The organism is Wandonia haliotis, from assembly GCF_039523435.1.
GTDB lineage: Bacteria > Bacteroidota > Bacteroidia > Flavobacteriales_D > Crocinitomicaceae > Wandonia > Wandonia haliotis.
On record NZ_BAAAFH010000003.1, the window covers coordinates 132,500 to 158,596 of the forward strand.

Consider the following 26,097-nt stretch of genomic DNA (forward strand, 5'->3'; position numbering starts at 1 on the left):
GCACCAGACGTGCTATTCCAGAATCTTTCCAGTATTTGCGTTTAAAATTGCAGGAATGAAAATATTGATCGTTGAAGATGAGAAAGAGCTGTCAGACGTTATTGCCGGTTCATTGGAAAAAGAGCACTTTGTAGTTGAAACGGCTAGTGATTTTCATTCGGCATCTGAAAAAATTGCGTTGTATGAATATGATTGTATTCTGCTTGATATTACGTTACCGGGAGGAAACGGATTACAATTACTGGAAGAAGCAAAACGAACAGGAAAAGAGGAAAACATCATCATTATTTCTGCCAAAAACTCTTTAGAAGATAAGATTTCCGGACTTGCTTTAGGTGCAGATGATTACCTGACAAAACCCTTTCACATTGCTGAACTTAATGCCCGGATAAAAGCTGTTCTCCGCAGGAAAAAACTGGATGGAAAGAACATTATTGAAATTGCTAATCTGTCAATGGATATTAACGAACGACTCGTAACTGTAAGTGGTCATACACTTCAGCTTAACCGGAAAGAGTTTGATATTCTTAATTATTTCCTGTTCAATAAAAACCGACTTGTGACAAAAACTGCACTTGCCGAGCATGTTTGGGGAGATAGTATTGATAATGCTGACAACTTTGATTTTATCTACTATCAGATGAAAAACCTGCGAAAAAAACTTCAGGAAGCAGCGGCGGCAATAGAAATTGAGTCGGTGTATGGTGTGGGGTATAAACTCGTTGAAAAATGAAACTACTCAATCAGTCTCTAAAATACCTGTCAATTTCCATCCTGCTGATTGTAAGTTTCTGGTCAGTTATTTTTTATGTAAATATGATTGACGAAATTCACGACAGTATAGACGATGGTCTGGACAATTACAAATTATTGATTGTTCAGAAAGCGGATACGGACTCTACATTGTTGTCAAAACGTTATTTTGACGAGAGCAATTATGCAATCCGGGAAATCAGTCAATCTGCGGCAATCCGGGTGAAGGACACCTATGTTGACACACTGATGTATATGCCGGATGAAGACGATCTGGAACCGGTTCGAATGCTGACTACTGCTTTTGAAAATAATGGTCACTATTACGAGCTTAAAGTCATCAATTCGATGGTGGAAGAGGACGATCTTATTGAAGATCTTTTCTGGGCTGTTTTCTGGTTGTATATCATCCTGGTAGTAAGTATCATTCTGATCAATAATGTTGTACTTCGTCGTTTATGGAAGCCTTTTTATAATTTACTGGATCAGGTGAAGCATTTCCGGCTGGGGCAAAGCCGCAACCTTCCGGCTGTTACAACAAAAACAAGAGAATTTAACGATTTACAACAAGCCGTTAACACACTGCTTCAACATAGTTTGGAGACATTTGAACAACAACGACAGTTTATAGAAAATGCTTCGCATGAATTACAAACTCCTTTGGCTGTTGCTACCAATAAGCTTGAATTACTTTTGGAAAAAGGAACTTTGGAAAATGAGCAGGCTGAAAATATCTCTCAGGTTCTCCAGATGATTGAGCGCCTGGTACGTCTGAACCGATCTTTGTTACTACTTGCCAAAATAGAAAACCGGCAGTTCTTCGACAACCGAACCGTCTCTGTAAACGAAATAATTCATCAATCCGTTGAAGATTTGGAAGACTTTTCAGCATTTAAAAATGTGAAAATTACTGTTAGTGAAACAACAACAATAGAAGTCTTCGCTGATGTGGCTTTAATAGGGATCATTATCTCCAATCTCATCAAAAATGCAATTTTTCACAACGTTCCTGACGGGCAGGTTTTTATTTCTGTTGATGCAAACAAAATCCGGATTTGTAATACAGGCAAAAACGAGCCGCTAAATGCCGAAAAAGTTTTTAACCGGTTCTTTAAGTCAGATGCTGAACAAACCGGAACAGGTTTGGGACTGGCAATTGTAAAAGCCATCTGCAAGCTGTATGATTTCTCTGTTCATTACTCATTCGAAGGAGGTTTACACTGCTTTGAAGTTCGGTTTAAGTAGCTTTTTCTGACAGTTTCTCCTATTCCAGAATGTTTACAGATTCGTTTTGTTGTTTTGCTCCATGAAAGGATTAACGACAGTGTATATAAAGGAACTTGCCGCCCTACTCTTTCTATGTATTCCGGTAGTGGCACAGACACAAACGGACACAATGCAGCAAGCACGTCCCAAAGTAGCACATGCCGAACCGCTTTATGTGGATTTAGTGAGGGATCTGGGAGCCCGAAAAGGAGAACGAGAAATTAATGTCGGAGCTGAGTTTTCAGCAACCGGAAACTATAATGAATACAATCTGTTTGCCGAATACGAATGGGCTCCTGTTCATCGTTTGGGGTTTGAAGTTGAAGCGGTATTTTCCTTTTTTAGCAGGACGAACGAAAGTGAAGAAAACGTTCCCGCAAATAAACCGGATCGGTTAAAGCTCGCTACCCAGTATTCGTTCTTTGTTTCTGAAACGTATAAAACAACTCTTGCCCTGGGATATATGCACGAATTTGAATTAACTGACTACCAGACATTCAGTAAAGGCACGTGGGTTTCAGGAAATGTCTACAGTCCGTTTTTTGTTGCTGCCAAAAGGTGGGGAAACCATTTTCATACACTGTTGTACACCGGTCCGCAGTTTCATCAAAATTTTGCTTCAGGAGCCCTGACAACCACCTGGCAAATAAATACCTCTTTTCATTATATGCTTACCGGCACAAAGCACTTTATTGGGGTGGAAGTAAACAAAACAATTGGTCAGGGACACTTTGATGTATTTATTCACCCTCAACTAAAATTGAAATTATCTGACCGTCTGGCTATCGGATTTGTACTGTCCTTTCCGACTAACAAACGCACACATGGATTCGGGTCTTTTATGCGGATAATCTATGAACCCTAGTTTTCCAGATTGTTTCCAGATTCTCCATTTACCTTTGCTCTATATAAAAACAAAAAGATATGAAAAAGTACATGATGCTATTGACAGTAACCCTGTTACTCGCTGCAAACAGTAGTTTTGCACAGGATATTCCACAAAATCAGGTTCCTTCAGTAATTGTCAATAATTTTCAGAAAAAATTCCCTAAGGCATATGATATCGAATGGGAGCTTGACGGAACACTTTATAAGGTTGAGTTTGAGACCGGACGTATTTCAAAAGATCACGATGCCTGGTATGACAAAACAGGAGCACTGGTGCGTCTTAAAGAGGAAATAACGAAGGAAGAATTACCACAAAAAGTGCTGGAGTCTATCAAGCAGGAATTTAGCGGTTATCGAATGGATGATATAAAACGAGTTACCGAAGGAAGTGAAGTTTATTACCGGGTTGACCTGGAATCTTTTTCGGAAGAATGGAAAGTTGTATATGCTGAAAACGGTAAACTCATCAGTAAAGTAGCAGATTGATTTATTCAAAAGTCATAGTATCTGTTGGTATTGCTGTTATCTGTTTATTCGGCACAAAAGGACTCTCACAGATCAGCTCGCCGGGAATGGGAGATGCCAAAACGGCGAGTTGGTTTGCGCTGGGTCTGAAACAGGATTTTGGCCGGGAAAAGAAATGGGAATCGGTCTCATATATTGGATTAGGCAGAAAAAGCAATCCGGATGAATACAACCTGGTACACAAACCCTCTATTTTTGTCATAAACCAGGAATTTTTTCACCAATTTCATAATCGTTGGCAGTATTCCCTTGGTTTCAGTTACCGAAAACAGCATGAGTACACCTCAACGTATCCTTATGTACACAAAAACCCTGAATTCCGGCAGGAACTCCGGTCTTATGGTAGAATCCGTTATTCGTTAGGAAACGATCCGGTAAAAGCGACTTTTCAATTCAGAGAAGAATTCCGAAAATTCTATGGCCCCCGTTTCCGGTCTTTTTCAGAAGATTTACAATTCCGTTCCCGTTTACGAATGCAACTCACATGGAGTATCAATTCGACAAAAACACATCGTCTTATCGCCAGTGCTGAAGCTTTATTTTCTATCAGTAAAAAACATGCTCCGGAACAATGGACAACATTTGCATATCGCGAAAGCCGTTTTTCACTCTATTATTCACTACACCCCTCATCAGTTCCGATTACATTCAATATTGGTTATATGAACAATCTTTTGGGCAATCATTCTCCCCATTCTGTTCACTACCTAGCATTCGACATTATTTTTACAAACGTATTTTCGTCTCAAAAGGTAAAAAGTCAATAGTTCATTTCATCCATATAAATTGATTATTCAGAATCTTTATTCAACCATCGGGTTTCTTCTAACACCCCTGTTCTTGAGAATATTCTTAACGAGTCACTATCATAATCAATTATAGCCTTAAGTTCTTGTGTCTCGTAGTACACCCTGTGTTTACCAATTGGAATCCCATTTTTATCAATTGTTCCGATCAAAAGTGTTTCACCAGATACATACGGGACTATAATCTCTACTTCTTTATTGGCGGTATTTATAAAACCTTTATCAGGCAGAAAGTTGTTTTCTATAAGGTTTGGAAATGTTGCCCACATTTTTTTATTATCCTTCCAAAACGTTACAAATTTAGCTGCAGAAGAATTTGGTGAATACAACATTGCATACCCTTCTCTGTCCCCATTTTTATATGCAGTTTCTAATACTTCTCCATTTGCAAAATACTCAATACTTTTCCCCTCAAGTTTATTATTTTCATAAAACTCTCTTTTTACGAGTTGGTCTTTGGAATAAATCTTCCACTCTCCCTGTTTTCTTCCCAAACGATCCTGGTAATTGATCGAGTCTGTTTTTTTCTCTTCTTCTGAATTTGTATACAGCGATTTAGATTTCGAACTGACGACTTTAATTTTATCCTTTGTTACTTCCTCTGCGCAAGAAACAAAAAAACAAGTTAGTAAAACACAAGCTGTTACCCAATAGTTTCTCTTCTGGTTTTCATTTAATACGCTATTATCCATTCTATGCTTAAATTATGAAAAGACCTTTACCTTTTTCCCATCACAAAACGATACAAACTGACCGTTAATAAAAAGAATCCTATTTTAATCAATACTACTAGTAATAGAGCAAAAAAGCCATCCTCGAAGTCACTAAATAACCCCCACATATCAGGCAGATAGTCGCGATGAAATAATGTCAAGAGTATTACAAACCGTTCTACTGTTAGCAAGAAAAGTAAACTAATAAGTATTCGAAACACCAAAAACCTCCTTACGGGGTTTATCCGATATAGTTGGGTAAGCAAGAACCAAAACATTGCCTCTATCCAACCTACATGTCCGGAACATTTCACCCTATTAATTTCAGATTCCAAATAGAAAAAACCCGTTTTGGTTAACCATAAAGTAAGCCATATAAAACCACCATAAACAACTAATTGAACGGCACTTTTGTCAAAGTCTGATATAACTGTTTTGTCTTTTACTACCCATTTCAACAAAAAGTAAAGCATAGAATACCAACCGAATCCAACGAAAATATCAATTCGTATAAAATCTGTTAGAAAGTCAAGAATCTCACTCAATAGTTCATTTTTTAGCCTGTTTAATCTGACACGTTTTGCAAGAGAAGGTACTATTTTCTATCGAAACTGCTTTGGTTTCATTCCCTTTTCGGCAAGTTCGGAAATTTCATCTATTCGCTTTTGCCGGGTTTCCGGTCGCTTCGCAAGAACAATCCAGTGCAGGAGAGATTTTTTGGATGATTTACTCAAACTTAAAAAATAATCTTTCGCCCCTTTCCTACCCGCAAAAGCGTCCTCTAAATCATCGGGAATAATCAGCTCTTCAACCTCATCCAACAATGTCCATGAACCATTCTGTTTTGCTGTTTCAATGCTTTTAAAACCTGCCGGTGTCATTTCCCCGTTTTTAATCAAAACCTGTACTTTTTCCTTATTGATTTTCGACCAGGTACTTTTTGGCTTTCGCTTGCTAAAATATTGATGCGAACAGGTTTCGTCAATTTTTACTTTCTTACTGTCTATCCATCCAAAACACAAAGCTACATCAACAGCTTCACTCCAACTGATTGTCTTTTTCCCCGAACGCTTACTGTAAAACACAACCCATACACATGGTTCCGATTGATGGTTCTTTTCCAGCCACTTTCGCCAATCTGTACAACTAGTTGGATAATATATTTCGATCTCTTTTTCTGCCATTTATTTTGTCAAACTCCAGAAGTAAACATCCGGTTATTTTACTTCTCTGCTTTGTACATTAAACACGGTTCCTGCCGGATCCTGAATCCAGTGCATATTAACCGGAAGTTCCTCCAGTTCGTCACACGTATTCACACCTTTTGATTGCAAATAATCCGTCGCTTCTTCTACATCCGGCACAACAAGCTGTAACCAGGTTTCTGAATGCGTGTAATTGTCCACACAATCCAACCATAAAATGTTGTTGCCGAATTTTACAGCATGTGTTCTGGAAATGGTCGGATTGTTTATTGTTTTCTCTTCTACCTCCAACATCAAAACATCTCTGTAAAAAGCAACTGTTTTTTCGTATTTACTCTTGGGAATCTTGATTGCAATATTGATTCCTGCTTCAAATTTCACACTCATTGTATTTTTTTTGCGTTTATCATTTCGGATCGTTCAGAGAAACTACTTGATATCTTACCAATTAATACCCTGTAACCGCGTTACAGAGAAAGCTCGATCTTTTGTTAAATTTCATAAAGCATCTGATACAAATCGTCATACGCCCTTTGAACGAATACAATATATAACAAATCCTTGTCTTATTAGAACTGGAAATAAATAAACGGTTGTAGATCGCTTGAAATAAACTGGATGATAACGAACACTGTAATAACAGCAACAATTGCTTTAACAGGCATTGGAGAGGCAACAAACAGTTCTTTATACCAATCTTTGACTCGTGTCGGTAACCAATGAACGATAAAACCAAATAACATAGCGAAAAAGACCCATTTGTAGCTTGTCAAAATTTCCCAGGCAAGCCCCAACTGAAAATTGGTCTGCATACTGTGCCACATTTGCTCTACCGTTTCCAAATCTTCCGCCCGGAAAAAGATCCGCGTAAACGTAATAAAAACAAACGTGAAGGTAATAGCATAAATACGTACGAGAATTCCACTCTTATTCTTAAACGGGCTGATCTTCGACCAGTATTTGTGCCAGACAACACCCAATCCGTTCAGTCCTCCCCAAATGACAAAATTCCAGGAAGCTCCGTGCCATAATCCCCCGTATAGCATGGTAATCATAAGGTTAATATCCCTGATAATCGCTTTTTTCAGCCCCGGGAACAAATGGGCTAACCCGACGATTAAAAGAGCAACTCCCGCAAAAATAAGGAAGAACCACATGTTTCCGCTCAACAGAACAATTACCGTAAGAATGAGTGTAAGCGAAATCCATGTTCCCCAGGTTGAGTTCCTGTTTCCTCCCAATGGGATATACAGGTAATCTTTTAACCAGGTGGACAATGAAATGTGCCACCTGCCCCAAAACTCTGATGTACTCTGTGCTTTATAAGGCGAATTAAAGTTGGTCGGCAGATAGAAGCCCATAAGCATGGCTACACCGATTGCAATATCCGTATAACCGGAAAAATCACAATAGACCTGTAAAGAATACCCAAAAAGAGCCAGCATACTCTCAAACCCGGTGTACATTCCCGGATTATCGAATACCCGGTCAATAAAGTTGACGGCTATATAGTCTCCCAACACCATTTTTTTAACCAGTCCGTTAAGAATGAGGAAAACAGCCATTCCAAAAACACGCTTAGAAATGGAATACGGTTGATAAATCTGCGGAACAAATTCATTCGCACGAACAATCGGACCAGCAACTAATTGCGGAAAAAACGAAACATAAAACCCAAAATCAATCAGGTTTTTAACCGGTTGTATCCGCTCACGGTAAATATCAACTGTGTACGAAATCGTCTGGAAGGTGAAAAAAGAAATTCCTACCGGCAATATGATTTTATTAACATCAAAACCAGTTCCCAACCACTCATTGGACCAGTGTGCCAGGTGGTTAAACACTTCATAATCGGTATGGAACACCTGATTATAGCTTTCGGTAAAGAAATAAGCATATTTAAAATACACCAGTACCCCAAGGTTGATCGTAACACTGAGAACTACCAACCAAAGTCTTTTGCGCTTAGAAGTACTCCTGTACACTGCATTTCCGATGTAAAAATCAGTAACGGTACTGAAAAGCAATAAAAAGAAGAAAAACTCACTTGTTTTGTAGTAGAAAAACAAACTGATCAGAAACAAATACCCGTTTCGAAGCGCAATTTTCTTATACACGATGGCATACACTGCATAGGCAATTATGAAAAAGCCCCAAAAGCTAAAACGTGTGAAGATCATCGGTGCAGAGGGGTTGTAACTCAGCACATGGGACAGATAGTTCCAAATTTCATTCCAATTCAGCCAATCCATTAGTTTTCTGCTATTAAGTAATTTTCATACGCTTCCATAAGCGCGTTAAAAAGCAAATCTCCGATCAGGTTATATCCCTCCCGGGTAAAGTGTATTCTGTCTTTTTTCAATAAATCACGTGCTTTCCAGATGTTTGCACTTTTCAAACCTCCCATTACAGCAAACATGTCCCACACAGCTCCATTGTGTTTCTGGGCTAACTCATACATTGCTTCCTGTACGATGACTCCGTTTGTATTGAGTTTTTTATTGTAGCCGTAACTATCATTATTGGTCAGGAAAACAAAGAATGTATTCGGGTTGGCTGTTCTGATCTGCCTGATAATTTCATCATAATTGGCTATAAATCCTCTTTTTGTAAAGTTTGATCCGTGTGCGTCGTTAATTCCGATTCCGAAAAACACAATATCCGGATTAAGTACCTGCATGTGTTGTTCAAACAGCTCACATTTCAGAAACGACCCTGTACTTGCACCATTTACGCCTATCGAATTATACGTAAAACCCGGTTCATCATTCTCCAGGTAAAACCCATACAGAATAAACCGGTTTTGCAGTGAATCTGTCTTAGTAAACCCTAATTCCAGCGTGTCCACCGGGGTAGTAAGTTCTATAACTGAAAAACCTGAATCCGGATAGTGATGGATTTGTGCCGAATCACTTCCCAACCACTTCATTTCATAAGAAAGACTGTCTACTTCGTGCAATACTTTTATTCTATTGAAACGGTGTGGCAGGTTCTTTTTGGTATCAAAAGTAATCTGAACAGAGGCGGTTGTGTCAGAGGTATAAACACTAATACCCGAAGCGCCAAGTTTTGTATCCAGTGTTCTGCTTACATTTCTGACATGCGACCAGTCTCCTGTATAGTCAACACGATAGTCGTAAGGGCCGTTGGTTCTTGCAATACGAAAAGGAAACACGAGTCCTCTTGCTCCCTGCTGGTTGGGAATATAGCCCCCTAACCATTGACGCATGCGGTTCGAGTAAATATCTGCCTGAATGTGAGATCCTCCAAAATGAACAACATTTATTTTTCCTTCACCAAAAAGCATCAGGTTTTCCATCTTTTTGAAAAACACATCTGCTGACTCTGTTGAACCGGGAAAATGCAACTCTGCCTGATCCGTATGGATATAATCCGCATCCGGAATTTCAGCACGTATCGGCTGCCCGTATACGTTAATCATTACTAAACAAAACCCTATCGCTACAATCCAATCTCTCATTTTTCCTTTTTCTTTCCTTTCTGTCGATTCAGATAGTGCTCATAATCCAACATGAGCGATTCGTAAAATATCTCTGCAATTTTTGACGCTCCCCGTGGTGAGAAGTGGATATAATCTTTTGCTGCCAGCGGCGGGTCCGAATCTACCCAACTTAACATCGAATTTTTCCCACCCATAACCTCATACATATCGAAGTAGGCACCGCCCACCTCAAAAGCAGCTTCCTTAAGCGCGTCCCTTACATCCGGCAGGTTCGGATAGGTTTGCATTTTCCCATTAATGTTTTTTGACATATCTGAAGGACCTATGACAAGTAGGGAAGCTTCCGGACAAAGGCTTTTTATTCGCTTCATATTTCGCAGAAATTCTTTTCCAAAGTTTTCGGCCTTTTTCTTCGTATCTACATACGGCATAACGTTTCCACCAAACTGAAGAATAATAAGTTTCGGATGCAGCGCATCGTACATTTGTTTCGTCAACTGACCATTTAATTTGTAGAAAATAGTTCCGGAACCACCTCGCATGGAAATATTATCCATGTGGATTCCTGTTGGAGTCTCCAGCGAAATACCGTACACCTCAGGGCTGGCAGCTCCTCTAAAAGAAACCGTAACCGAAGAAGGTGCTTTCTCAAGATCAAAAGAAACAATCTGTAGAGAAGTATTAGCTTCAATCTGGCGACTTAGCTCCTGTCCGTCAAATGACAACACCAACTCTACAGGCGCGGAATTATGTCCCATAAATACCCGCACTCTATTAAAATTTCGCACAGTAGCGTGTGTATTCTTTCGTGGAGAGTACGAAACATAACCACTTGAAAATGTTTTCTCAACCAAAACGCTATCCAGACTGTCTGCCATGTAATTATTGTACTTACACATAACAGCCAGAGCTCCGTATCTTCCGTCTTCGGCAAAAGGTCCTTTTCCTCCGAAAGCGGTGTATCTTGTCCAGTTTTCAGACGCAGACTGGTAAATTGTCTGACTATGTGTAATAGCTCGAGGAACTAACATTCCGACACCACCACCACCAAAACGAGCCTGTAGTTTTTTTCTTACGAACGAAGTAATCCGGTCTTCTTCTATCTGGGAATCTCCGTAATGCAGGATGCGGACACCCTGATCATTACTTCCTATCGTTGCCAAAGCATTGAAAAAAGCATCCAGACCATCTCTTTCTTCATTTCCGTATTGCAACCTTGTTGGATCTGCCTTCGCTAACGCAGCCGCAGCGTCAATACTATCCTGAACCGATTGATAGTGGGCATCCCGAAGTTGATCCAAATGTGCCTGTAAACTATCTTTGCGCGCTTGTATTAATGCTTCAACATCAATCTTTTCGTCCTCATTATTACCCAAAGCATCCTGTAGACTTACAAAGTAAAAATCCTTACCGGCAACCCTTACCCCTTCCTCAGGAATAAAAAAGGCTATTGCTCCCAGCATTGCAAAAACAAGCGTCAAAAAAAGTAAGACCTTGTACGGAGGGAATTTCTTTGATTCTTTTTCCATTACCGCGTATAAATAGTTAATTTCTGTCCGGGTTGTATACGACTACCAATATTATTCCAACGCATAATATCGGTATCACTTACCTTATACTTCTGACCAATCGCCCACAACGTATCACCGGATTTAACAACATAAACAATTTTTTTGGCACCGGTCGGAACAGCCGGTTTTTCGGCTACCGGTTCTTTGTTCTGTTTTTGAGTTGAAACGTCCGGTTTAACCTCCTCTCCCTTTGCCGCCGCATCCTTCTGACTTCGTGTCATGTGATCAAATGCAGCGAAATAAGCACTGTCTTTACACGGAACGCGAAAGAAAACATCCCAATATTTAGGAAGAACATTACTGGAGAAATCATTTATTTTCTTGATTTCTTCCAAGCCCGGACCAAACCAACGGGTTAAATCCCTGAAATACTCACCCCTGTTTGTTCGGTAAAAAACATAACAACTATCTTCTTTCTCCGGAAAAAACATCTCTCTTTTGTAGCTGCTGATGGAATCTTTCATCAACAAAAAGCTTTCTTTTTTATTGACCGGAATAACCAATGTATTTCCCGGTAAAAGGAACTCATTATAGAACTGAGGATTATAGGCTTTTATCTCCTTTTTATCCAAATTGAGAACAGCAGCCACTTGTTCCAAATAAACCGTATCGTTTACTAAAACCTTTTCCGTTTCCCATATTTCTGAAAACGGATATCCCTTTGCTTTCCATTCCTCTTTTTTACCCCAGACAAAAGCAGCAGCGCACATTGCCCAATAAAAATCTCTGGAAGGGTGTTGTATGTTCGGATAGATCTGTTCAAAACGGGACGTCTGTGGCGTTGCATTTTCTGCCTTTCGAACGGTGGCCGCCCCCAAAACAAAAGCAGCTAACTGAAACGAAGGTTCGTCAAAATGATTCTTCAAATCAGAAAGATAACGTTCCGCAACACGTAATTGGCTTTCAAGAAAAAAACGGTCATCTATTGTTTTATCTATCTGACAATTATAACGTTGTGCAATTGGTGATGGGATAGAAAGTGGTGTACTGCTTTCTTTTGCCTCGTAGCTTAACAGGAGTACATTGGAAAAAACTAAAGAACGTAACACATTACGTAGTTCAGGAGAAACCGTCTTAATCTTTTCTTCCTCGGATTCCATAAGCCCTAACCAGGTTCGGGTATATTGGTCGGGTTGTGTTGTATAAAAATCAATATACTCTGCTATAGTCTTGTCGTAACCGTCATACCAGTTACCCAGATATTCCTTCAGAAAAGTTTCAACTTCTTCCCGGGAATATTCCGGAAATTTTTTGAGCGGAGTTGATTTTACCAATTCATTATCAAGCTTGTACTTATAAAAAACGGACTGTGCCTGTTCGGCAAAGCGAGCCTTTAATTGCTGCATATACTCCCTATCCGCTGAAAAAGCAGTAACAGAACACAATAGCAATACCCACACAACCTGTTTACCAAAAGAAAACTTCATAGAGTAAAAGTAACGTGAACAAGGCGGCTAATTGTACATTGTGTCTTATTTTTTTAACGGAATACTGTGGAAAGCAATTACAGTTGTCGATAACGAACAAAAACCGCTAACTTTGCAGGGTTGATCGGGATGAAAAAATATTGCGATAACATGGTCTCTTACAGACGTTTCCCTACAACAGAAGTTGCTGTGGGAGACATTCGTATTGGGGCAGAGCATCCGATTGTACTTCAGTCGATGACAACATCCGACACAATGGATACAGAAGCCGTTGTTCGTGAGTGTATTCACATTTATGAGGCGGGAGGAGAGCTTGTGCGGCTAACTACTCCATCGGTTAAAGAGGCACGTCATCTGGCAGTTATTGCTACCCGTTTAAAAGAACTGGGATACCTGATTCCCCTAGTTGCCGATGTCCATTTTACACCAAATGCAGCAGAAATTGCTGCCGGAATCGTTGAGAAAGTACGAATCAACCCCGGAAATTACGCTGAAAAAAAACACAAACTACAGAAGGAATATACGGAAGCTTCTTATCAACAAGCCTTATCGGAAATAGAAGAGAAATTACTTCCCTTTATACAGGTTTCTAAAGAACACCAAACAGCGGTTCGGATTGGAACCAATCATGGATCACTTTCAGATAGAATTGTGAACCGTTTTGGTGATACTCCGCGCGGTATGGTAGAGTCAGCAATGGAATTCATCCGCATTTTTGCAAAACACGATTTCCATAACCTCATTATCTCCATGAAAGCAAGTAATCCGCTAATAATGATTCAGGCGTATCGCTTACTTGTTGCAACAATGATCGAAGAAGGATACGCCTACCCTCTTCACCTTGGTGTAACAGAAGCCGGAGACGGAGAGGACGGAAGAGTAAAATCCGCAATTGGTATAGGAACACTTCTTGAAGACGGGATTGGCGACACGATCCGTGTTTCCTTAACCGAAGCTGCTCACAAAGAAATTCCTGTTGCAAAAAAAATTGCAGATCGTTATTCTCAAAAAAAAGTAAGTCCGTATTCAAATTACGAACTTTACTATAATCCTTATGAATATTCCCGAAGAAAAAGTGTACTTATTCACAATATAGGAGCTGACAAAGTTCCTGTTATTATACATGATTTATCATCACTGGAATCACTAAAACGCAGCCATTTATTTTCTATAGGCTATCAGTACAGCGTACCGCTTGACAAGTGGGAAATCAGTGACCAGGCCTGTGACTATATTTATACAGGAGAAAAAACCATCGATTTTGAACTCCCGGGAACACTTCAGGTAATTCAGGATTTCAACGCCTGGCTTTCTAAAGGAAAACATCCGACTCACTTACCTTTATTAGACATCAAAACATACTTATCCGATAAAGAAAAAGAGCTTGGTTCAACTAATTTTTTCGTTTCTATAAAACACGATGAGATAAAGTATTTACAACAGATTAATTCCTTTGAAAGTCAAAACAGATTGGTGTTTCTCTTTGAACCACATCCGGAGTTTCCTGTTTATTCTTCCCGTCTTTTTTTCTCAGAACTTACTAATTACAAATTAGAAAATCCAGTAGTCCTTTCTTCAATAAACCAACAAACTGAATACGAAACCTACAGAATTCACACCTCCATTGATTTCGGAGCATTACTCATTGATGGTTTCGGAGATGGTCTTTGGATAAACAATATAGCCATTCCTCTTCGCGAAAGAAATGCCAATGCTTTCTCCATTCTACAGGCTACCCGTACGAGAATATCACAGACAGAATATATTTCCTGCCCCTCCTGTGGACGAACTCTATTTGACTTACAAAAGACCACGGCAAAAATAAAACAGGCCACTCAGCACCTCAAAGGAATCAAAATCGGAATTATGGGGTGTATTGTAAACGGACCGGGAGAAATGGCTGATGCTGATTACGGATACGTTGGATCAGGACCCGGAAAAATAAATTTGTACAAAGCGAAAGAAATTGTAAAGCGGAATGTTCCTTCCCAAAATGCGGTGGAAGAATTGATCACCTTAATAAAAGAAAACGGAGATTGGCGAGAACCGCGATAAAACCAGAAAAACAAGCAAAAAAACACCCCGTTTATTTACACTCTAAGGCAAGATCAAAAAACCTCAATGTGATTCCTTTTCAAGAACAAAAACAAGCGCTTAAATCGCTTTAAAAACACACATCAGGTTCTTCTACTATTTTAATCAAGCTTGAGATGTTTATAAGAAAAAAACAGTAAACAACTGATTAACAGTCAATTACTTTTTAAATACATAAATTTGGCTCGAAAAGCCATTTTCATCAGCTTTACGGTTGGACTTTACTCCATTCATAAAAGCACGCATCAAAGAACCGCCCTTATATTTCTCGGAAAGCATACTTACATAGTACGCATCAAATTTCATTGGTGCTATTTCTACCAATTCAAGTCCAAACGATGTTGATAGATTTTTAATATCTGAAGGGGAAAAATGATACAGGTGTCTTGGTAAATCATACGCGGCCCAGAGCTCCTTATAACTTTCCGCATCAAAAGACATACGATTTGGAACAGCTATAATTAAATAGCCGCCTGGTTTTATACGATCTACAATGTTTTCAAAATCACGTTTCAGATGATATACATGTTCCAACACATGCCACATAGTAATAACGTCAACACTCTCCTTTGGTAATTCAGAAAACTTATCCAGAGGCGATGTTTGTATTCCAAATTCTTTTCCTGTGAAACGTCTTGCATCATCATCCGGTTCAAAGCCTTTTGCATCATATCCCGCTTTCTTTAGAATATTCAAAAAATGACCAGTCCCACACCCATAATCTACAACAACTCCTTTTTCACAAAGTCCCTGAACAAGTTTAAGCTTCTTCTTAAGCGTATAGTTCCGAACCCAATTATAGACACTATTTATCAGTCCTTTTTTGGAAGAAGAATGTGAAACATAAACATCACTTTTATAGTATTCTCCTATTTTATTTTCCGACGGAATTGGGCTTGTAAACCAAAAACCACAAGACGAACACTCAACAATAGAGAACTCCTCCCCTGTTATCATGTGGTCTTTACTGATCATTACTTTTTTAAAATCTGTAGCATTACAGATTGGACAATGTGCTATTTCGACTAATTGTTTCACGTGAAACTACCTTCCAAGATAAATTAATAAAACACTAATATCGGCAGGAGAAACCCCACTTACCCTTTTAGCCTGACCAATTGTTGCCGGCTGAATTTTACTTAGCTTTTGCTTTGCTTCTGTACTCAAACTAGAGAGCTTAGAATAATCCATATCTGTAGGAATAGATACTTCTTCGAGGCGACTTAGTTTTGCGGCCATCTCCTCTTCCCGATTTATATATCCCTCGTATTTCATTTGTATTTCTGCTTGTTCAACAACAGAAGCATCTACTATAGCGACCTCCTCTACCAACTTTATTGTCTTTTCAGAAAGAGAAACAACATCTTCTAAACTAATGTTCGGGCGGGTAATTAATGAAGATAACTTTACTTGCTGACTAACCGGAGAGCTATTACGCTCTTCTAATAAAGGATTCACTACCTCTGGCTTTATACCTTCCTTATTACAAGAGTCAATAATACGTTTTGTAAAATCGTTCTTATACTCCACTTTTCTTAGTTGTTCATCTGATATCATACCCAGAGAATAACCAACCGGGGTTAAGCGAATATCTGCATTATCCTGACGCAACAGGATTCTGTATTCAGCTCGCGAAGTAAACATACGATACGGTTCCTCCGTTCCTTTTGTGATCAGATCATCAATAAGAACACCAATATAAGCTTCTGAGCGACTTAACACAAAAGCATCTTCTCCCCTAACCTTCTTGTGTGCATTAATTCCCGCCATTAATCCCTGGCAAGCGGCTTCCTCATAACCCGTAGTACCATTTATCTGACCCGCAAAAAACAAATTATCAACCAACTTCGTCTCCAAAGAATGCTTCAATTGTGTTGGTGGAAAATAATCATATTCAATCGCGTATCCAGGTCTAAACATTTTCACATTCTCAAAACCAGGAATTGTTTTCATGGCTTCAAACTGAACTTCTTCCGGTAAAGAAGTACTAAATCCATTTACGTATATCTCAACCGTGTTCCACCCCTCTGGTTCAACAAAAATCTGGTGACGATCCCGTTCTGCAAAACGATTTATTTTATCCTCAATAGAAGGGCAATAACGAGGACCGGTACTCTGTATAGCACCATTAAACATTGGTGAACGATCAAAACCCGAACGCAATATTTCATGCGTAGAGGTGTTTGTATATGTTATATGACAAGCCCTTTGAGTAGCTAACGGCTTGGTGTCCCAAAAGCTAAATTTTGCAGGTACTGCATCCCCCTCTTGAACCTCCATCTTCGTATAATCCAAAGAACGCCCATCTACACGTGGCGGTGTTCCGGTTTTCATTCTTCCGGACTCAAAACCTAGCTTAACCAACTCTTCCGTTATACCAAATGAAGCACCTTCTCCTGCACGTCCACCACCATATTGCTTCTCACCAAGATGTATTAACCCATTAAGGAATGTACCATTCGTCAAAACAACAGAACGAGCCTTGATATCCATACCCATTCTTGTTTTCACACCAATAACTTTACCACCCTCAACAGAAACACTAACCACCATATCTTGCCAGAAATCCACATTGGGATTCGACTCCAAAAGCCACCTCCACTCAAGAGCAAATAGCATTCGATCGTTCTGCGTTCGTGGAGACCACATAGCCGGACCCTTACTTCTATTCAACATTCTAAATTGAATAGCACTTTTATCCGAAACCAAACCCGAACCACCACCTAAAGCATCAATTTCACGCACAATTTGACCCTTCGCCACACCACCCATTGCCGGATTGCATGACATCTGAGCAATTGTATTCATATTCATTGTCACAAGCAGAACCGAACTACCCATTTTAGCAGCAGCATTCGCTGCTTCACAACCAGCGTGTCCTGCACCCACCACCACTACATCATATTCTTTTAACATAACCAATGTTTCACGTGGAACAAAATTAAGAAGAATGTAATCAATGTTTCACGTGAAACACTATCGCTTACCCAAATAATAATCTTCCTTCTCTCTCATAACAAGCTCTTCCTCGTCCGACTTATCTTTATAACCACACAAGTGCAACAAACCATGGACAACCACCCTATCTAATTCTTCTTTAAATTCAATCTCTAACCCCTTCGCATTATCAGCAACACGATCCGAACTCACGAATAAATCACCAGAAACAACAGGCCATTCAGAGTAGTCAAACGTTATTATGTCCGTATAATAATCGTGATCCAAGTGTCTTCTATTCACATCAAGAAGATAATCGTCAGAACAAAAAACAATTGTAATATCCCCTAACACTTTCTCCTCCTCTAAGGTCACTTTCTCAAACCACGAAACAAAAAATTCCGGATCTAATCCCGGAATTTCAACATCTTCGTAAAACAACTCAACACTCATCTTATTTCACAAAATATAGTAATACTTTACTTCCATTATCTTCAAAAACCACTTCGTCTGCCAAAGACTTCATCAAGAAAACTCCTCTTCCATTTGGCTTTTCAATGTTTTCAGGCGCTGTAGGATCAGGCAAATTCATAAAGTCAAATCCTGCTCCTTCATCCTTTATGGCATAACACACCTTATCACCATTTGATAATACTTCCAGGATGATTTTCTTCCGTTCATCATTCTTATTTCCATGAACAACAGCGTTATTTATAGCTTCAGTAACTGAAATTAACACATTCCCGAAACTATCCTCTGATAAGTTCAAACTATCACCTATCTTCTCCACCAACCCTTCTACGACATGAATACTATCCAGGTTTGTATCTAAAACCATACGCTCCACAAGATCATTTTCGCTATTTATCATCTAACAAAACCTTATTAAAATATTCCGCAGCTTTGCGTTTATAATAATTATTTAATCCAGGAGTTTTCAATCTCAACATCTCTATTTCACGCTCCTTTCGCTTCTTATACTCCGCAAATTGAATAAGGTTACGGTTTTCCTGATTTTTTGCTGTTTCGCTTTCTCGTTTCTCCTCCCATTCACGTTCCTGCAACGCTTTCTCACTCTCCAACAGTCTTGTCAAAATCTCTTGTTGACGTTCGACAACAAACTTATCTCTACGATTCACAAGATCTTTTTCCTGACGTTCTAACTCTTCAATCAACGGATTAAGTGCATTTCCAGATCCTTTCCCATCTTTATTCAACTCCTGTCGTAGCTTCTCAAGCATCTTACGCATAGCCGCCTGCTCAGCCGCCATCTTGGCAACTTCCTTGGAACTCATACCTGGCAACCCCATACCTCCCTGACCTCCGGGTTGATTTCCTGGTTGTTGCCCAGGCTCTTCTCCACCGGGATTAGATCCTTTACCCTTCATTTTCTGAAGTTGCTTCTTCAACATTTCCTTCATGTCTCCCATGCTCATTCCCTCAGATGGTTTACCTCCCGAACCACCGGGATTTTCACACTGCCCTGAACCTTTCATCATGCTTTGCATTTGCTGCTGCATTTGCTCTAATGATTCATTCAGTAACAACGCAAGGTTGTTATAACCAGTCATAGCAAACTGCTGTTTAATCATTAGTTCATTCAACAAACGATCATGCATCAGAGGCGTTATATCCATAAAGTTTCTATCAATTGATTTCAGTTCTGTATCTATTATTCCAGCAACCTGAGGAACTCTTTCCGCCAAAGCAACAAGACTGTCTTTTACCACAACATGATCGTCCATAAGCTTTCTTTGTCTATGGTTCAATTTAGTTACTTTCGGATCCTCTGCAGACAAAGCACTTAACTCATTCATAATAGCTTCCTGATCGAAAGAAAGTCGCATCAGATTTTCTAATAAAGCACGAAGCGCTTCCATATCTTCTCCCTGTTGCTGTTGTTTTTGTGCCTCCATTTGAGCTTGTATACTATCCTTCATTTCTTTCATCTTGTCAGATGCGTTCTTTTGATCCTCATTTGCCTTTTCTCCTTTATTCTTCTCAAGTTTGTCACTCGCTTTCTGCATATCATCAGAAGCTCCCTCTTGTAGTTCCTTTTCCTCGTCTATATCAAAAGGTCGCTTCAAATCCTCATTCTTCTCTTTTATTTCCTCCAAATCATCTAATAGTTGCTCAAACTCCTCTTTCAGTTCTTCTTGTTCCTCCTGTTCACCTCCTCCTTGCTCTTTACTCAATTCCTCTTGTTTCTCCTGTAACTCCTCCAGATTGGAAAGAAAGTCTTTCATTGCTTCCTCCACCTCCATCTTTTTCAACATTTCCATGGTTCGATCCATCTGACGATTCATTTCTTCTTTCGTCAGTTCCATGTCTTCCATTTTATCTTCGACACCATTCATGTCGTTCTTCTCCATCAACTCCTGAAGCTCCTTCAGCAACTCCTTCATCTCATCATCCAGTAGTTTATCTAACATTTCCTCCAGTAGTTTCTGCTTCTCCAATAGCTCTTCGTCTACTTCGTCAAACAGCTCCTTCTCCTCTATTGTCTTTTCCAATTCCTCTTTTGCTTTCTCAACACTATTCTTTAAGGTCTCTTGCTGTTCCATAAGTTGATCCAGCATATCTTTCTTCTTCCAAGAATCCATTTTTTTATCCAGATTCGCCTTTCGAAAAGACTCCATATTCTTTTCAAATTCTTTCATCTCCTTCTGCAATTCGGACATCCCGCTTTGCGCATTAGAATAGGCTTCCTTTCTTTTTTCTTTCAACTCATCCTTTGTCGGCACCTTGTAGATAAATGTGTTACTACGGCTTCGTTTGGGTCCATTTACCCCATCATTATCATACACCTCAAAGTAATAGGACAACTCCTCACCAGCCTCCAAGCCGATATTTCTTAGATCCAACATATGAAAGAATCTGCCACCTGTAAATGACACTCCAGGGATACTCACACGAACAACAGAATTTTCTCCTTTCACTTGTGAAACAAATGTTACCCGAGAAATACCATAATCATCCTTTACTGTTCCTTCAAAAAACCGCAATAACTCAGATAAAGAGTCTTTTGTTTCGCTTACTTCGATAGAAGGAAAAGCGTCCTTTATGACATCCACTTGTTTTGAAATTTCCTTATCATCCCCACCAAACTGATTCTCTAAAAGCACCGTAAAACTTTCACTATTCATAAAAGAACGCGAAAAATCAATTGCTTCTGAAAACGAGTAAACCGAATCCGCAAACCGGACTTCTGTCGAAACAACATTATCCATTTGCCCTGTAAACCGAATTTTTGCACCCTCAGGAACTGTTAAAACAACCGGATTAGTAATGGTTTCATTTTCCTTTCCCAAATAAGTTGGGTATTCAATCAACGCTTTGAAGTTGCTCAATTTCGAGCTTCCAAAAACATCTACCTGATAATTAGAAGACCTGTAACCATTCGCATCAAAATGAAACGTAACATCTTCCTTTACTTTTGGTAAAGTATATTCGAAAGAGTTCCCAGAAACTTTTCTCATTAGAAAACGACCGTAATTAGAGTTCAAAAACACTTTCTCCGGTAACTCTTCGCCTTTTGTTACAACATGTAATACAACATCTTCGCCTTCCTCTACCTCTTTGCTCAGGTCGGCTAAAACAAAAGAAAAAGGTGCCGGGGGAATAAACTCTTTATCATAGTTTACAATTCGTTCCGAGCTTTGAACAATAATTTGCGGCTGAAAGATCAAAACCGAAACAAAAACAAGTAAAACAGGTATTACGTAACGCAAGAACTTTCTGTTCTCTTTAAAATCAATCGCTGCCCCAAAAGAAAACCGCGACAGCTGTACAGACTTCTGACGTATGGCTGCCTCTAGCATCTCTGTATTTCCTGTGTCAGATTTTCTCTCCGATAATTGAAGCGTGTTAATAATCTTGTCATCAATATCCGGGATTAATTTTCCAATCAGTAAAGCAGCTTCTTCAGCATTCATCCTTTTACCGATTTTATTCAATTTTAATAACGGATCTATCAAATAAAACCAACCCAAACCACTGAAAGAAAAAACAAGAACAAAGAACAAAGTTGTTCTAATAGCCGAATTAAAAGAACCAAAATACTCAAGGTTAGCAACGATCAGAAACAACAGCAATGTGATTCCGACAAAGAGCATAACTCCACGTATCAAACGATTTAAATAAAACCGCCTGATAAATTCCTCAACCTGATTTAAAAGTCCTTCGTATGCATTCATATTACAATCTCTACTCAATAGAATAACTTACTAAGGTAGTAAATATTGCTGAATCAATCTGTTTAAGCCGTCTGTAGAACGTTACAATGTTTTATCTTTGCACAAAAAAATTATTATGTCAGATACACCTGTTCGCGTTCGATTTGCGCCGTCACCCACCGGACCACTTCACATGGGAGGAGTCAGAACGGCACTTTACAATTATCTACTGGCTAAAAAAAGCGGTGGTTCTTTTATTTTGAGAATAGAAGATACTGATCAAACCCGCTTTGTTCCCGGTGCGCAGGAGTACATTATTGATGCACTTAACTGGTGCGGTATTATTCCGGATGAAGGTCCGGGCATAGGTGGAGAATACGGTCCTTACATCCAGTCTGAAAGAAAACCAATGTATCGCCAATATGCTGAAGAATTAATCCAAAAGGAAATGGCCTATTATGCCTTCGACACAGCAGAGGAATTAGAGAATATGCGTGAGCAGGCAAAAAAAATGGGAATGCCCAACTGGCAATACAATTGTGTCACCCGAACGAATATGAAGAATTCGCTCACTCTTCCTGCTGATGAAGTACAAAAGCGTCTTGAAAACGGAGATCCTTATGTTATTCGTATGAAAATGCCGCGTAATGAAGACATCCGTTTTGAAGATCAAATCCGTGGGTGGGTGGTTGTAAACACCAATAACCTGGACGATAAAGTTTTATTCAAAAGTGACGGAATGCCGACGTATCACCTGGCAAATATAGTCGATGATCATACAATGGAAATCACGCATGTAATACGTGGAGAAGAATGGCTACCCTCTGCTCCACTACACATGTATATGTACCAGGCTTTCGGGTGGGAAGCTCCAAAATTTGCACACCTTCCCCTACTCCTTAAACCGGACGGAAACGGAAAATTATCCAAACGTGACGGAGATCGATTAGGCTTTCCTGTTTTCCCAACAAACTGGGAAACAGCAGAAGGAGAAGTATATACTGGTTACCGTGAACAAGGTTATTTTTCAGGAGCTTTTGTAAACATGCTTGCGTTTTTAGGGTGGAATCCAGGTACCAACCAGGAAATTTTCTCAATGGAAGAGCTTATTAACGCATTCAGCATTGAGCGTGTGGGTAAAGCAGGAGCTAAATTTGATCCTGATAAGACAAAATGGTTCCAGCAGCAGTACCTAAGAAATACGGATAATTCGAAACTCGCTGAAATCCTTAAAAAAGAAGCTGATCTTTCCTCGTATTCTGACGATTATCTAGCTCATGTTTGTGAGTTGATGAAAGAACGTGCCACTTTTGTAAAAGATATCTATACAGAAGGCGCTTATTTCTTCGAAAAACCTCATTCTTATGACGAAAAAACCGTTAGTAAGAAGTGGAAAGAAGGAACGACCGAACTCATGCAGGAATGGAATACCCGAATGGCTTCTCTTCCAGGTTTCACAGAAGAAACAATCGAGGTAGCTTTTAAAGCTTTCCTTGAAGAAAAAGAAATGGGAATAGGAGCTGTACTTCCTAATTTCCGCGTTCTGATTACCGGAAAAGGAATGGGACCAAGTATGTTCTCCATCTGCTCTCTTTTAGGTAAAGAAGAATGTCTTTCTCGCATGGAAGAAGGTATTTCCAAAATAGGAAAATAAACAATGAAGCATATTATAGAAGTCAACGGTATAAAGCTTTACACAAATCACGGCTGCTTGCAGGAAGAAGCTGATATTGGCGGGCACTATACCGTTGATGTTTCCATGACAACTGATTTTTCACTAGCTGCAAAAGAGGATGATCTAAGCAAAACGATTGATTACGTACTTATTAATCAGATCGTTCACGAGGAAATGATGCAACGCTCCAAACTAATTGAACATGTCGGACAGCGCATTATTGATCGCATAAAAAGAGAGTCTAAAAATCTATTTTCCGTACGTGTTAAAGTAACAAAAATCACACCACCCATAAACGGTGATGTGGATAATGTGGCGATAATTATTGAAGAATAGTTTTTCTTTACTTTTTTTTATTAATTTTGTGACCCGCATGGAAAATGGTCCTGTGGCCGAGTGGCTAGGCAGAGGTCTGCAAAACCTCGTACAGCGGTTCGAATCCGCTCGGGACCTCATACTAACCCTCTGATTTTCAATAAGTCAGAGGGTTTTTATTTTCTTCAATTCCTCTTCTCCTGAAATTCGTTAACTTTGAACGCAAATCCCATTTGTATGAAGAGTATCAAAAATGGCTTGCTGCTTCTCCTTTCTTTATTCCTATTCAATTCCGCAAAAACACAATTGAACTATGAAATCGGTGCAGAAGTTACTGCAGCCAGTTTCTCAACGTTCGGTGGAAGTGCAGGTGGTGGTGTAAAGTTTTCTATGGTCACTGAAGGAGGACTTGCTTTTGGTCCCTCTTTCCGCTATCAACACTTCTGGAGTAAAAACAACTATACAGGAGTAGGAAACTCGGGTTCTATTTATGGTGGCGGTCTTTTCCTTCACTATCGTTTTTATGAATGGTTCTTTGTTGGTGCCGAGTTGGAGATGCTTAAGAATCCTTTTGGATCAGTTAATCAAGGTGTACGTCCCGAAAAATGGACTCCAACTGCTTTTCTTGGGTTAGGTATGTCGAAAGAATTCCTTATTAATGAATTTCCGATACGTCTAAACGTTGGTATTCTATACGATGTTTATGATGGTGTCAGAGAAGATTTAAATTCACAACCTTCCCCACTCCGCAATGACTATTTTATCAAGTTGGCTGATCCTATTAATCCGAATCTGGGACGCTATCTTCCCATCATATACAGAATTGCATTATTCATTCCTCTTAATCGGAAAAAGGCTGAAAAAGAAAACGAGGAAGAAGATTATTGATCTTTTCCCCGTTCACTTTTCTTTGCATATTCTGTCCGCTATTTTAATTTTTCCAGTGCAATCCGCAAGGAATCCAGAGCGTCATTTACATCTTCAAGAGAAGCAGTCCCTACAGAAAGTCTGAACCAGGGTGAGTCTTTTTCAGCTCCAAAAGCATAGAAAGGAACCAAAGCTATCTTCGCTACATCCAAAATATACTTTGTAACATCCTCCATTGATTCAAGTTTCTTCCCCTCCTCTGTCGTTTTACCACGTAAATCCAATTTCACTGTTAAATACATGGCTGCCTGCGGTCCAATTGCTTCAACCGGAAAACCTTCTTCCTGAAGTTTGCACAAACCTTCGTAAAAACCATTCAAACGTTCGCTTATACGCACTCTAATTGTATCCAGAAAGTGTTCGTACGTTTTCCCGTTTTTTAAGTAACGAGAAGTCGCTATTTGCTCCGCACGTGGTGCCCAAGCACCCACATGACTCAAAATTGATTTCATTTTTGAAATGATACGTTCCGGACCAAACGTCCAGCCAACCCTTACTCCGGTAGCCGAGAATGCTTTTGAAATTCCATCCACAAAAATGGTGTAATCACGTAATTCCGGATAGAGTGAAACAGGATCAACATGCTTAATATCTCCATACGTAAGCGCTGAGTAAATCTGGTCATACATAATATAGACCGGTTTCTCCCCTTCCCCTCTTCTTTGATTTTCAGCTATAACCAATTCACAGATATCCCGCAAAGCCTCTTCTGTAAAAGTGGTACCTGTAGGATTCAGAGGAGAGCATAATGCCAGTAAAACCGTATCCTTAATAAATGGTTTTATGTCTTCAGCTGTCGGCATAAAATTGGTCTCAGGTTTTGTCTGAACACAAAGAGCTTTTGCTCCTGATAAATGGCAATAATGGTTATTATTCCACGAAGGAACCGGAAAAAGGACACCATCTCCCGGGTCAATAATAGCTTTGTATGTAGCATAAATTACCGGGCGCGCACCACCAGCAATCAGAATTTCATCGGCACTATAATTCAATTTCTGCATTCCAGAAATATAGCTTGACACAGATTCCCTTAACTCTGCCATTCCGTTTCCTGCCGGATAATTTGTCTCTCCGGACAGATATGCATTAATAATTTCCTGCTTTAGTTCTTCCGGAATTGGAAAAATCGACGGATTAAAATCACCTATTGTAAAATTGTAGATTTTTTCACCGTTTCGAATTTTTGTATTCACCTCTCCGGCCAGTTTTATAATCTCTGAACCTATAAGATTTTCAGCCATTTGCGAAACAGGAAGATGTTTCGATGCAGTTCCTTCATTCATGATAAAAAGAAAATAATTTGTTCATCAAAAGTAAGAAACTAAAACTGTATAGTTTAGAATTTGTTGTACTGAAA

23 protein-coding genes and 1 tRNA gene are annotated in these 26,097 nt (G+C 39.4%); 10 read left to right on the top strand and 14 right to left on the bottom strand.

Translation table 11 applies throughout. The features are described 5' to 3' along the window. The first annotated feature begins 55 nt into the window (after positions 1–55). The 5 genes from ABDZ97_RS01105 to ABDZ97_RS01125 all read left to right on the top strand — a co-directional run bounded on the left by ABDZ97_RS01105 (position 56) and on the right by ABDZ97_RS01125 (position 4,199). Complete coding sequence (locus tag ABDZ97_RS01105) at positions 56–733, top strand: response regulator transcription factor (RefSeq protein ID WP_343784209.1); 678 nt, start codon at positions 56–58, stop codon at positions 731–733. After that, entirely contained in the window at positions 730–1,998 is a 1,269-nt protein-coding gene (locus tag ABDZ97_RS01110) for a sensor histidine kinase (protein WP_343784211.1), read from the top strand. The genes ABDZ97_RS01105 and ABDZ97_RS01110 overlap by 4 nt, the downstream gene beginning before the upstream one ends. Positions 1,999–2,059: 61 nt before the next feature. After that, a complete protein-coding gene (locus ABDZ97_RS01115) occupies positions 2,060–2,884 on the top strand; it encodes an HAEPLYID family protein (RefSeq protein ID WP_343784213.1) in 825 nt (274 codons plus the stop codon). A gap of 59 nt (positions 2,885–2,943) precedes the next feature. Then, complete coding sequence (locus ABDZ97_RS01120) at positions 2,944–3,393, top strand: PepSY-like domain-containing protein (protein WP_343784215.1); 450 nt, start codon at positions 2,944–2,946, stop codon at positions 3,391–3,393. After that, on the top strand, positions 3,390–4,199 hold the full coding sequence (locus ABDZ97_RS01125; protein ID WP_343784217.1) for a DUF2490 domain-containing protein: 810 nt from the start codon (positions 3,390–3,392) through the stop codon (positions 4,197–4,199). Before ABDZ97_RS01120 ends, ABDZ97_RS01125 begins: the two co-directional genes overlap by 4 nt. Positions 4,200–4,222: 23 nt before the next feature. On the opposite strand, the gene ABDZ97_RS01130 is transcribed toward ABDZ97_RS01125, so the two are convergent. The 8 genes from ABDZ97_RS01130 to ABDZ97_RS01165 form a co-directional block, all read right to left on the bottom strand. Then, positions 4,223–4,930: a toxin-antitoxin system YwqK family antitoxin gene (locus ABDZ97_RS01130; protein ID WP_343784219.1), complete on the bottom strand. Its 708-nt coding sequence runs from the start codon at positions 4,928–4,930 to the stop codon at positions 4,223–4,225. Between the two features lie 26 nt (positions 4,931–4,956). Then, the gene (locus ABDZ97_RS01135; protein WP_343784221.1) at positions 4,957–5,496 is read right to left on the bottom strand and encodes a hypothetical protein; all 540 of its coding nucleotides are present in this window, start codon (positions 5,494–5,496) and stop codon (positions 4,957–4,959) included. Positions 5,497–5,553: 57 nt separating this feature from the next. Then, positions 5,554–6,135: a YdeI/OmpD-associated family protein gene (locus tag ABDZ97_RS01140; protein WP_343784223.1), complete on the bottom strand. Its 582-nt coding sequence runs from the start codon at positions 6,133–6,135 to the stop codon at positions 5,554–5,556. Between the two features lie 33 nt (positions 6,136–6,168). Then, on the bottom strand, positions 6,169–6,543 hold the full coding sequence (locus ABDZ97_RS01145) for a VOC family protein (RefSeq protein WP_343784225.1): 375 nt from the start codon (positions 6,541–6,543) through the stop codon (positions 6,169–6,171). A gap of 182 nt (positions 6,544–6,725) precedes the next feature. Further along, a complete protein-coding gene (locus ABDZ97_RS01150; protein WP_343784227.1) occupies positions 6,726–8,408 on the bottom strand; it encodes an MBOAT family O-acyltransferase in 1,683 nt (560 codons plus the stop codon). Next, positions 8,408–9,637, bottom strand: coding sequence for a GDSL-type esterase/lipase family protein (locus ABDZ97_RS01155; RefSeq protein ID WP_343784229.1), 1,230 nt, complete (start codon positions 9,635–9,637; stop codon positions 8,408–8,410). Before ABDZ97_RS01155 ends, ABDZ97_RS01150 begins: the two co-directional genes overlap by 1 nt. After that, positions 9,634–11,148 carry a GDSL-type esterase/lipase family protein gene (locus ABDZ97_RS01160; RefSeq protein WP_343784232.1) on the bottom strand — a complete coding sequence of 505 codons (1,515 nt, stop codon included), beginning with the start codon at positions 11,146–11,148 and terminating at the stop codon, positions 9,634–9,636. The genes ABDZ97_RS01155 and ABDZ97_RS01160 overlap by 4 nt, the downstream gene beginning before the upstream one ends. Further along, entirely contained in the window at positions 11,148–12,617 is a 1,470-nt protein-coding gene (locus ABDZ97_RS01165) for a LysM peptidoglycan-binding domain-containing protein (RefSeq protein ID WP_343784234.1), read from the bottom strand. The genes ABDZ97_RS01160 and ABDZ97_RS01165 overlap by 1 nt, the downstream gene beginning before the upstream one ends. 150 nt (positions 12,618–12,767) lie before the next feature. Between ABDZ97_RS01165 and ispG the strand changes: the two genes are divergently transcribed. Beyond that, on the top strand, positions 12,768–14,672 hold the full coding sequence (gene ispG, locus ABDZ97_RS01170) for a (E)-4-hydroxy-3-methylbut-2-enyl-diphosphate synthase (protein WP_343784236.1): 1,905 nt from the start codon (positions 12,768–12,770) through the stop codon (positions 14,670–14,672). 198 nt (positions 14,673–14,870) lie between these two features. Here ispG and ABDZ97_RS01175 read toward each other — a convergent pair whose 3' ends face one another. Genes ABDZ97_RS01175 through ABDZ97_RS01195 form a run of 5 tightly spaced genes read right to left on the bottom strand, consistent with a single transcriptional unit; the run spans position 14,871 to position 21,844 of the window. Beyond that, positions 14,871–15,749, bottom strand: coding sequence for a class I SAM-dependent methyltransferase (locus tag ABDZ97_RS01175; RefSeq protein WP_343784238.1), 879 nt, complete (start codon positions 15,747–15,749; stop codon positions 14,871–14,873). A gap of 6 nt (positions 15,750–15,755) precedes the next feature. After that, positions 15,756–17,627, bottom strand: coding sequence for a tRNA uridine-5-carboxymethylaminomethyl(34) synthesis enzyme MnmG (gene mnmG, locus ABDZ97_RS01180; protein WP_343784240.1), 1,872 nt, complete (start codon positions 17,625–17,627; stop codon positions 15,756–15,758). A gap of 60 nt (positions 17,628–17,687) precedes the next feature. Continuing rightward, the gene (gene ybeY, locus ABDZ97_RS01185; RefSeq protein WP_343784242.1) at positions 17,688–18,101 is read right to left on the bottom strand and encodes an rRNA maturation RNase YbeY; all 414 of its coding nucleotides are present in this window, start codon (positions 18,099–18,101) and stop codon (positions 17,688–17,690) included. 1 nt (position 18,102) lies between these two features. Next, positions 18,103–18,519 carry an ATP-binding protein gene (locus tag ABDZ97_RS01190; protein WP_343784244.1) on the bottom strand — a complete coding sequence of 139 codons (417 nt, stop codon included), beginning with the start codon at positions 18,517–18,519 and terminating at the stop codon, positions 18,103–18,105. Then, the gene (locus tag ABDZ97_RS01195) at positions 18,509–21,844 is read right to left on the bottom strand and encodes a hypothetical protein (protein ID WP_343784246.1); all 3,336 of its coding nucleotides are present in this window, start codon (positions 21,842–21,844) and stop codon (positions 18,509–18,511) included. The genes ABDZ97_RS01190 and ABDZ97_RS01195 overlap by 11 nt, the downstream gene beginning before the upstream one ends. A gap of 115 nt (positions 21,845–21,959) precedes the next feature. On the opposite strand from ABDZ97_RS01195, the gene gltX reads away from it, so the two are divergent. From gltX to ABDZ97_RS01215, 4 genes are all read left to right on the top strand, one after another. After that, positions 21,960–23,477 carry a glutamate--tRNA ligase gene (gltX, locus tag ABDZ97_RS01200; protein WP_343784248.1) on the top strand — a complete coding sequence of 506 codons (1,518 nt, stop codon included), beginning with the start codon at positions 21,960–21,962 and terminating at the stop codon, positions 23,475–23,477. 3 nt (positions 23,478–23,480) lie between these two features. Beyond that, complete coding sequence (folB, locus tag ABDZ97_RS01205; RefSeq protein ID WP_343784251.1) at positions 23,481–23,834, top strand: dihydroneopterin aldolase; 354 nt, start codon at positions 23,481–23,483, stop codon at positions 23,832–23,834. Between the two features lie 46 nt (positions 23,835–23,880). Then, positions 23,881–23,951 (top strand) — tRNA-Cys (locus ABDZ97_RS01210). 99 nt (positions 23,952–24,050) lie between these two features. Then, positions 24,051–24,701, top strand: a complete 651-nt coding sequence (locus ABDZ97_RS01215; protein ID WP_343784253.1) for a hypothetical protein — start codon at positions 24,051–24,053, stop codon at positions 24,699–24,701. 38 nt (positions 24,702–24,739) lie between these two features. Here ABDZ97_RS01215 and ABDZ97_RS01220 read toward each other — a convergent pair whose 3' ends face one another. Further along, the gene (locus ABDZ97_RS01220; RefSeq protein WP_343784255.1) at positions 24,740–26,023 is read right to left on the bottom strand and encodes a pyridoxal phosphate-dependent aminotransferase; all 1,284 of its coding nucleotides are present in this window, start codon (positions 26,021–26,023) and stop codon (positions 24,740–24,742) included. Between the last annotated feature and the right edge of the window lie 74 nt (positions 26,024–26,097).

Excerpts from the sequence above, each read along its gene's own strand:
- ABDZ97_RS01105 (WP_343784209.1), top strand. The coding sequence starts at position 56 with ATGAAAATATTGATCGTTGAAGATGAGAAAGAGCTGTCAGACGTTATT.
- ABDZ97_RS01110 (WP_343784211.1), top strand. The coding sequence starts at position 730 with ATGAAACTACTCAATCAGTCTCTAAAATACCTGTCAATTTCCATCCTG.
- ABDZ97_RS01115 (WP_343784213.1), top strand. The coding sequence starts at position 2,060 with ATGAAAGGATTAACGACAGTGTATATAAAGGAACTTGCCGCCCTACTC.
- ABDZ97_RS01120 (WP_343784215.1), top strand. The coding sequence starts at position 2,944 with ATGAAAAAGTACATGATGCTATTGACAGTAACCCTGTTACTCGCTGCA.
- ABDZ97_RS01130 (WP_343784219.1), bottom strand. The coding sequence starts at position 4,930 with ATGGATAATAGCGTATTAAATGAAAACCAGAAGAGAAACTATTGGGTA.
- ABDZ97_RS01140 (WP_343784223.1), bottom strand. The coding sequence starts at position 6,135 with ATGGCAGAAAAAGAGATCGAAATATATTATCCAACTAGTTGTACAGAT.
- ABDZ97_RS01145 (WP_343784225.1), bottom strand. The coding sequence starts at position 6,543 with ATGAGTGTGAAATTTGAAGCAGGAATCAATATTGCAATCAAGATTCCC.
- ABDZ97_RS01150 (WP_343784227.1), bottom strand. The coding sequence starts at position 8,408 with ATGGATTGGCTGAATTGGAATGAAATTTGGAACTATCTGTCCCATGTG.
- ABDZ97_RS01155 (WP_343784229.1), bottom strand. The coding sequence starts at position 9,637 with ATGAGAGATTGGATTGTAGCGATAGGGTTTTGTTTAGTAATGATTAAC.
- ABDZ97_RS01160 (WP_343784232.1), bottom strand. The coding sequence starts at position 11,148 with ATGGAAAAAGAATCAAAGAAATTCCCTCCGTACAAGGTCTTACTTTTT.
- ABDZ97_RS01165 (WP_343784234.1), bottom strand. The coding sequence starts at position 12,617 with ATGAAGTTTTCTTTTGGTAAACAGGTTGTGTGGGTATTGCTATTGTGT.
- ispG (WP_343784236.1), top strand. The coding sequence starts at position 12,768 with ATGGTCTCTTACAGACGTTTCCCTACAACAGAAGTTGCTGTGGGAGAC.
- mnmG (WP_343784240.1), bottom strand. The coding sequence starts at position 17,627 with ATGTTAAAAGAATATGATGTAGTGGTGGTGGGTGCAGGACACGCTGGT.
- ybeY (WP_343784242.1), bottom strand. The coding sequence starts at position 18,101 with ATGAGTGTTGAGTTGTTTTACGAAGATGTTGAAATTCCGGGATTAGAT.
- ABDZ97_RS01190 (WP_343784244.1), bottom strand. The coding sequence starts at position 18,519 with ATGATAAATAGCGAAAATGATCTTGTGGAGCGTATGGTTTTAGATACA.
- ABDZ97_RS01195 (WP_343784246.1), bottom strand. The coding sequence starts at position 21,844 with ATGAATGCATACGAAGGACTTTTAAATCAGGTTGAGGAATTTATCAGG.
- gltX (WP_343784248.1), top strand. The coding sequence starts at position 21,960 with ATGTCAGATACACCTGTTCGCGTTCGATTTGCGCCGTCACCCACCGGA.
- folB (WP_343784251.1), top strand. The coding sequence starts at position 23,481 with ATGAAGCATATTATAGAAGTCAACGGTATAAAGCTTTACACAAATCAC.
- ABDZ97_RS01215 (WP_343784253.1), top strand. The coding sequence starts at position 24,051 with ATGAAGAGTATCAAAAATGGCTTGCTGCTTCTCCTTTCTTTATTCCTA.
- ABDZ97_RS01220 (WP_343784255.1), bottom strand. The coding sequence starts at position 26,023 with ATGAATGAAGGAACTGCATCGAAACATCTTCCTGTTTCGCAAATGGCT.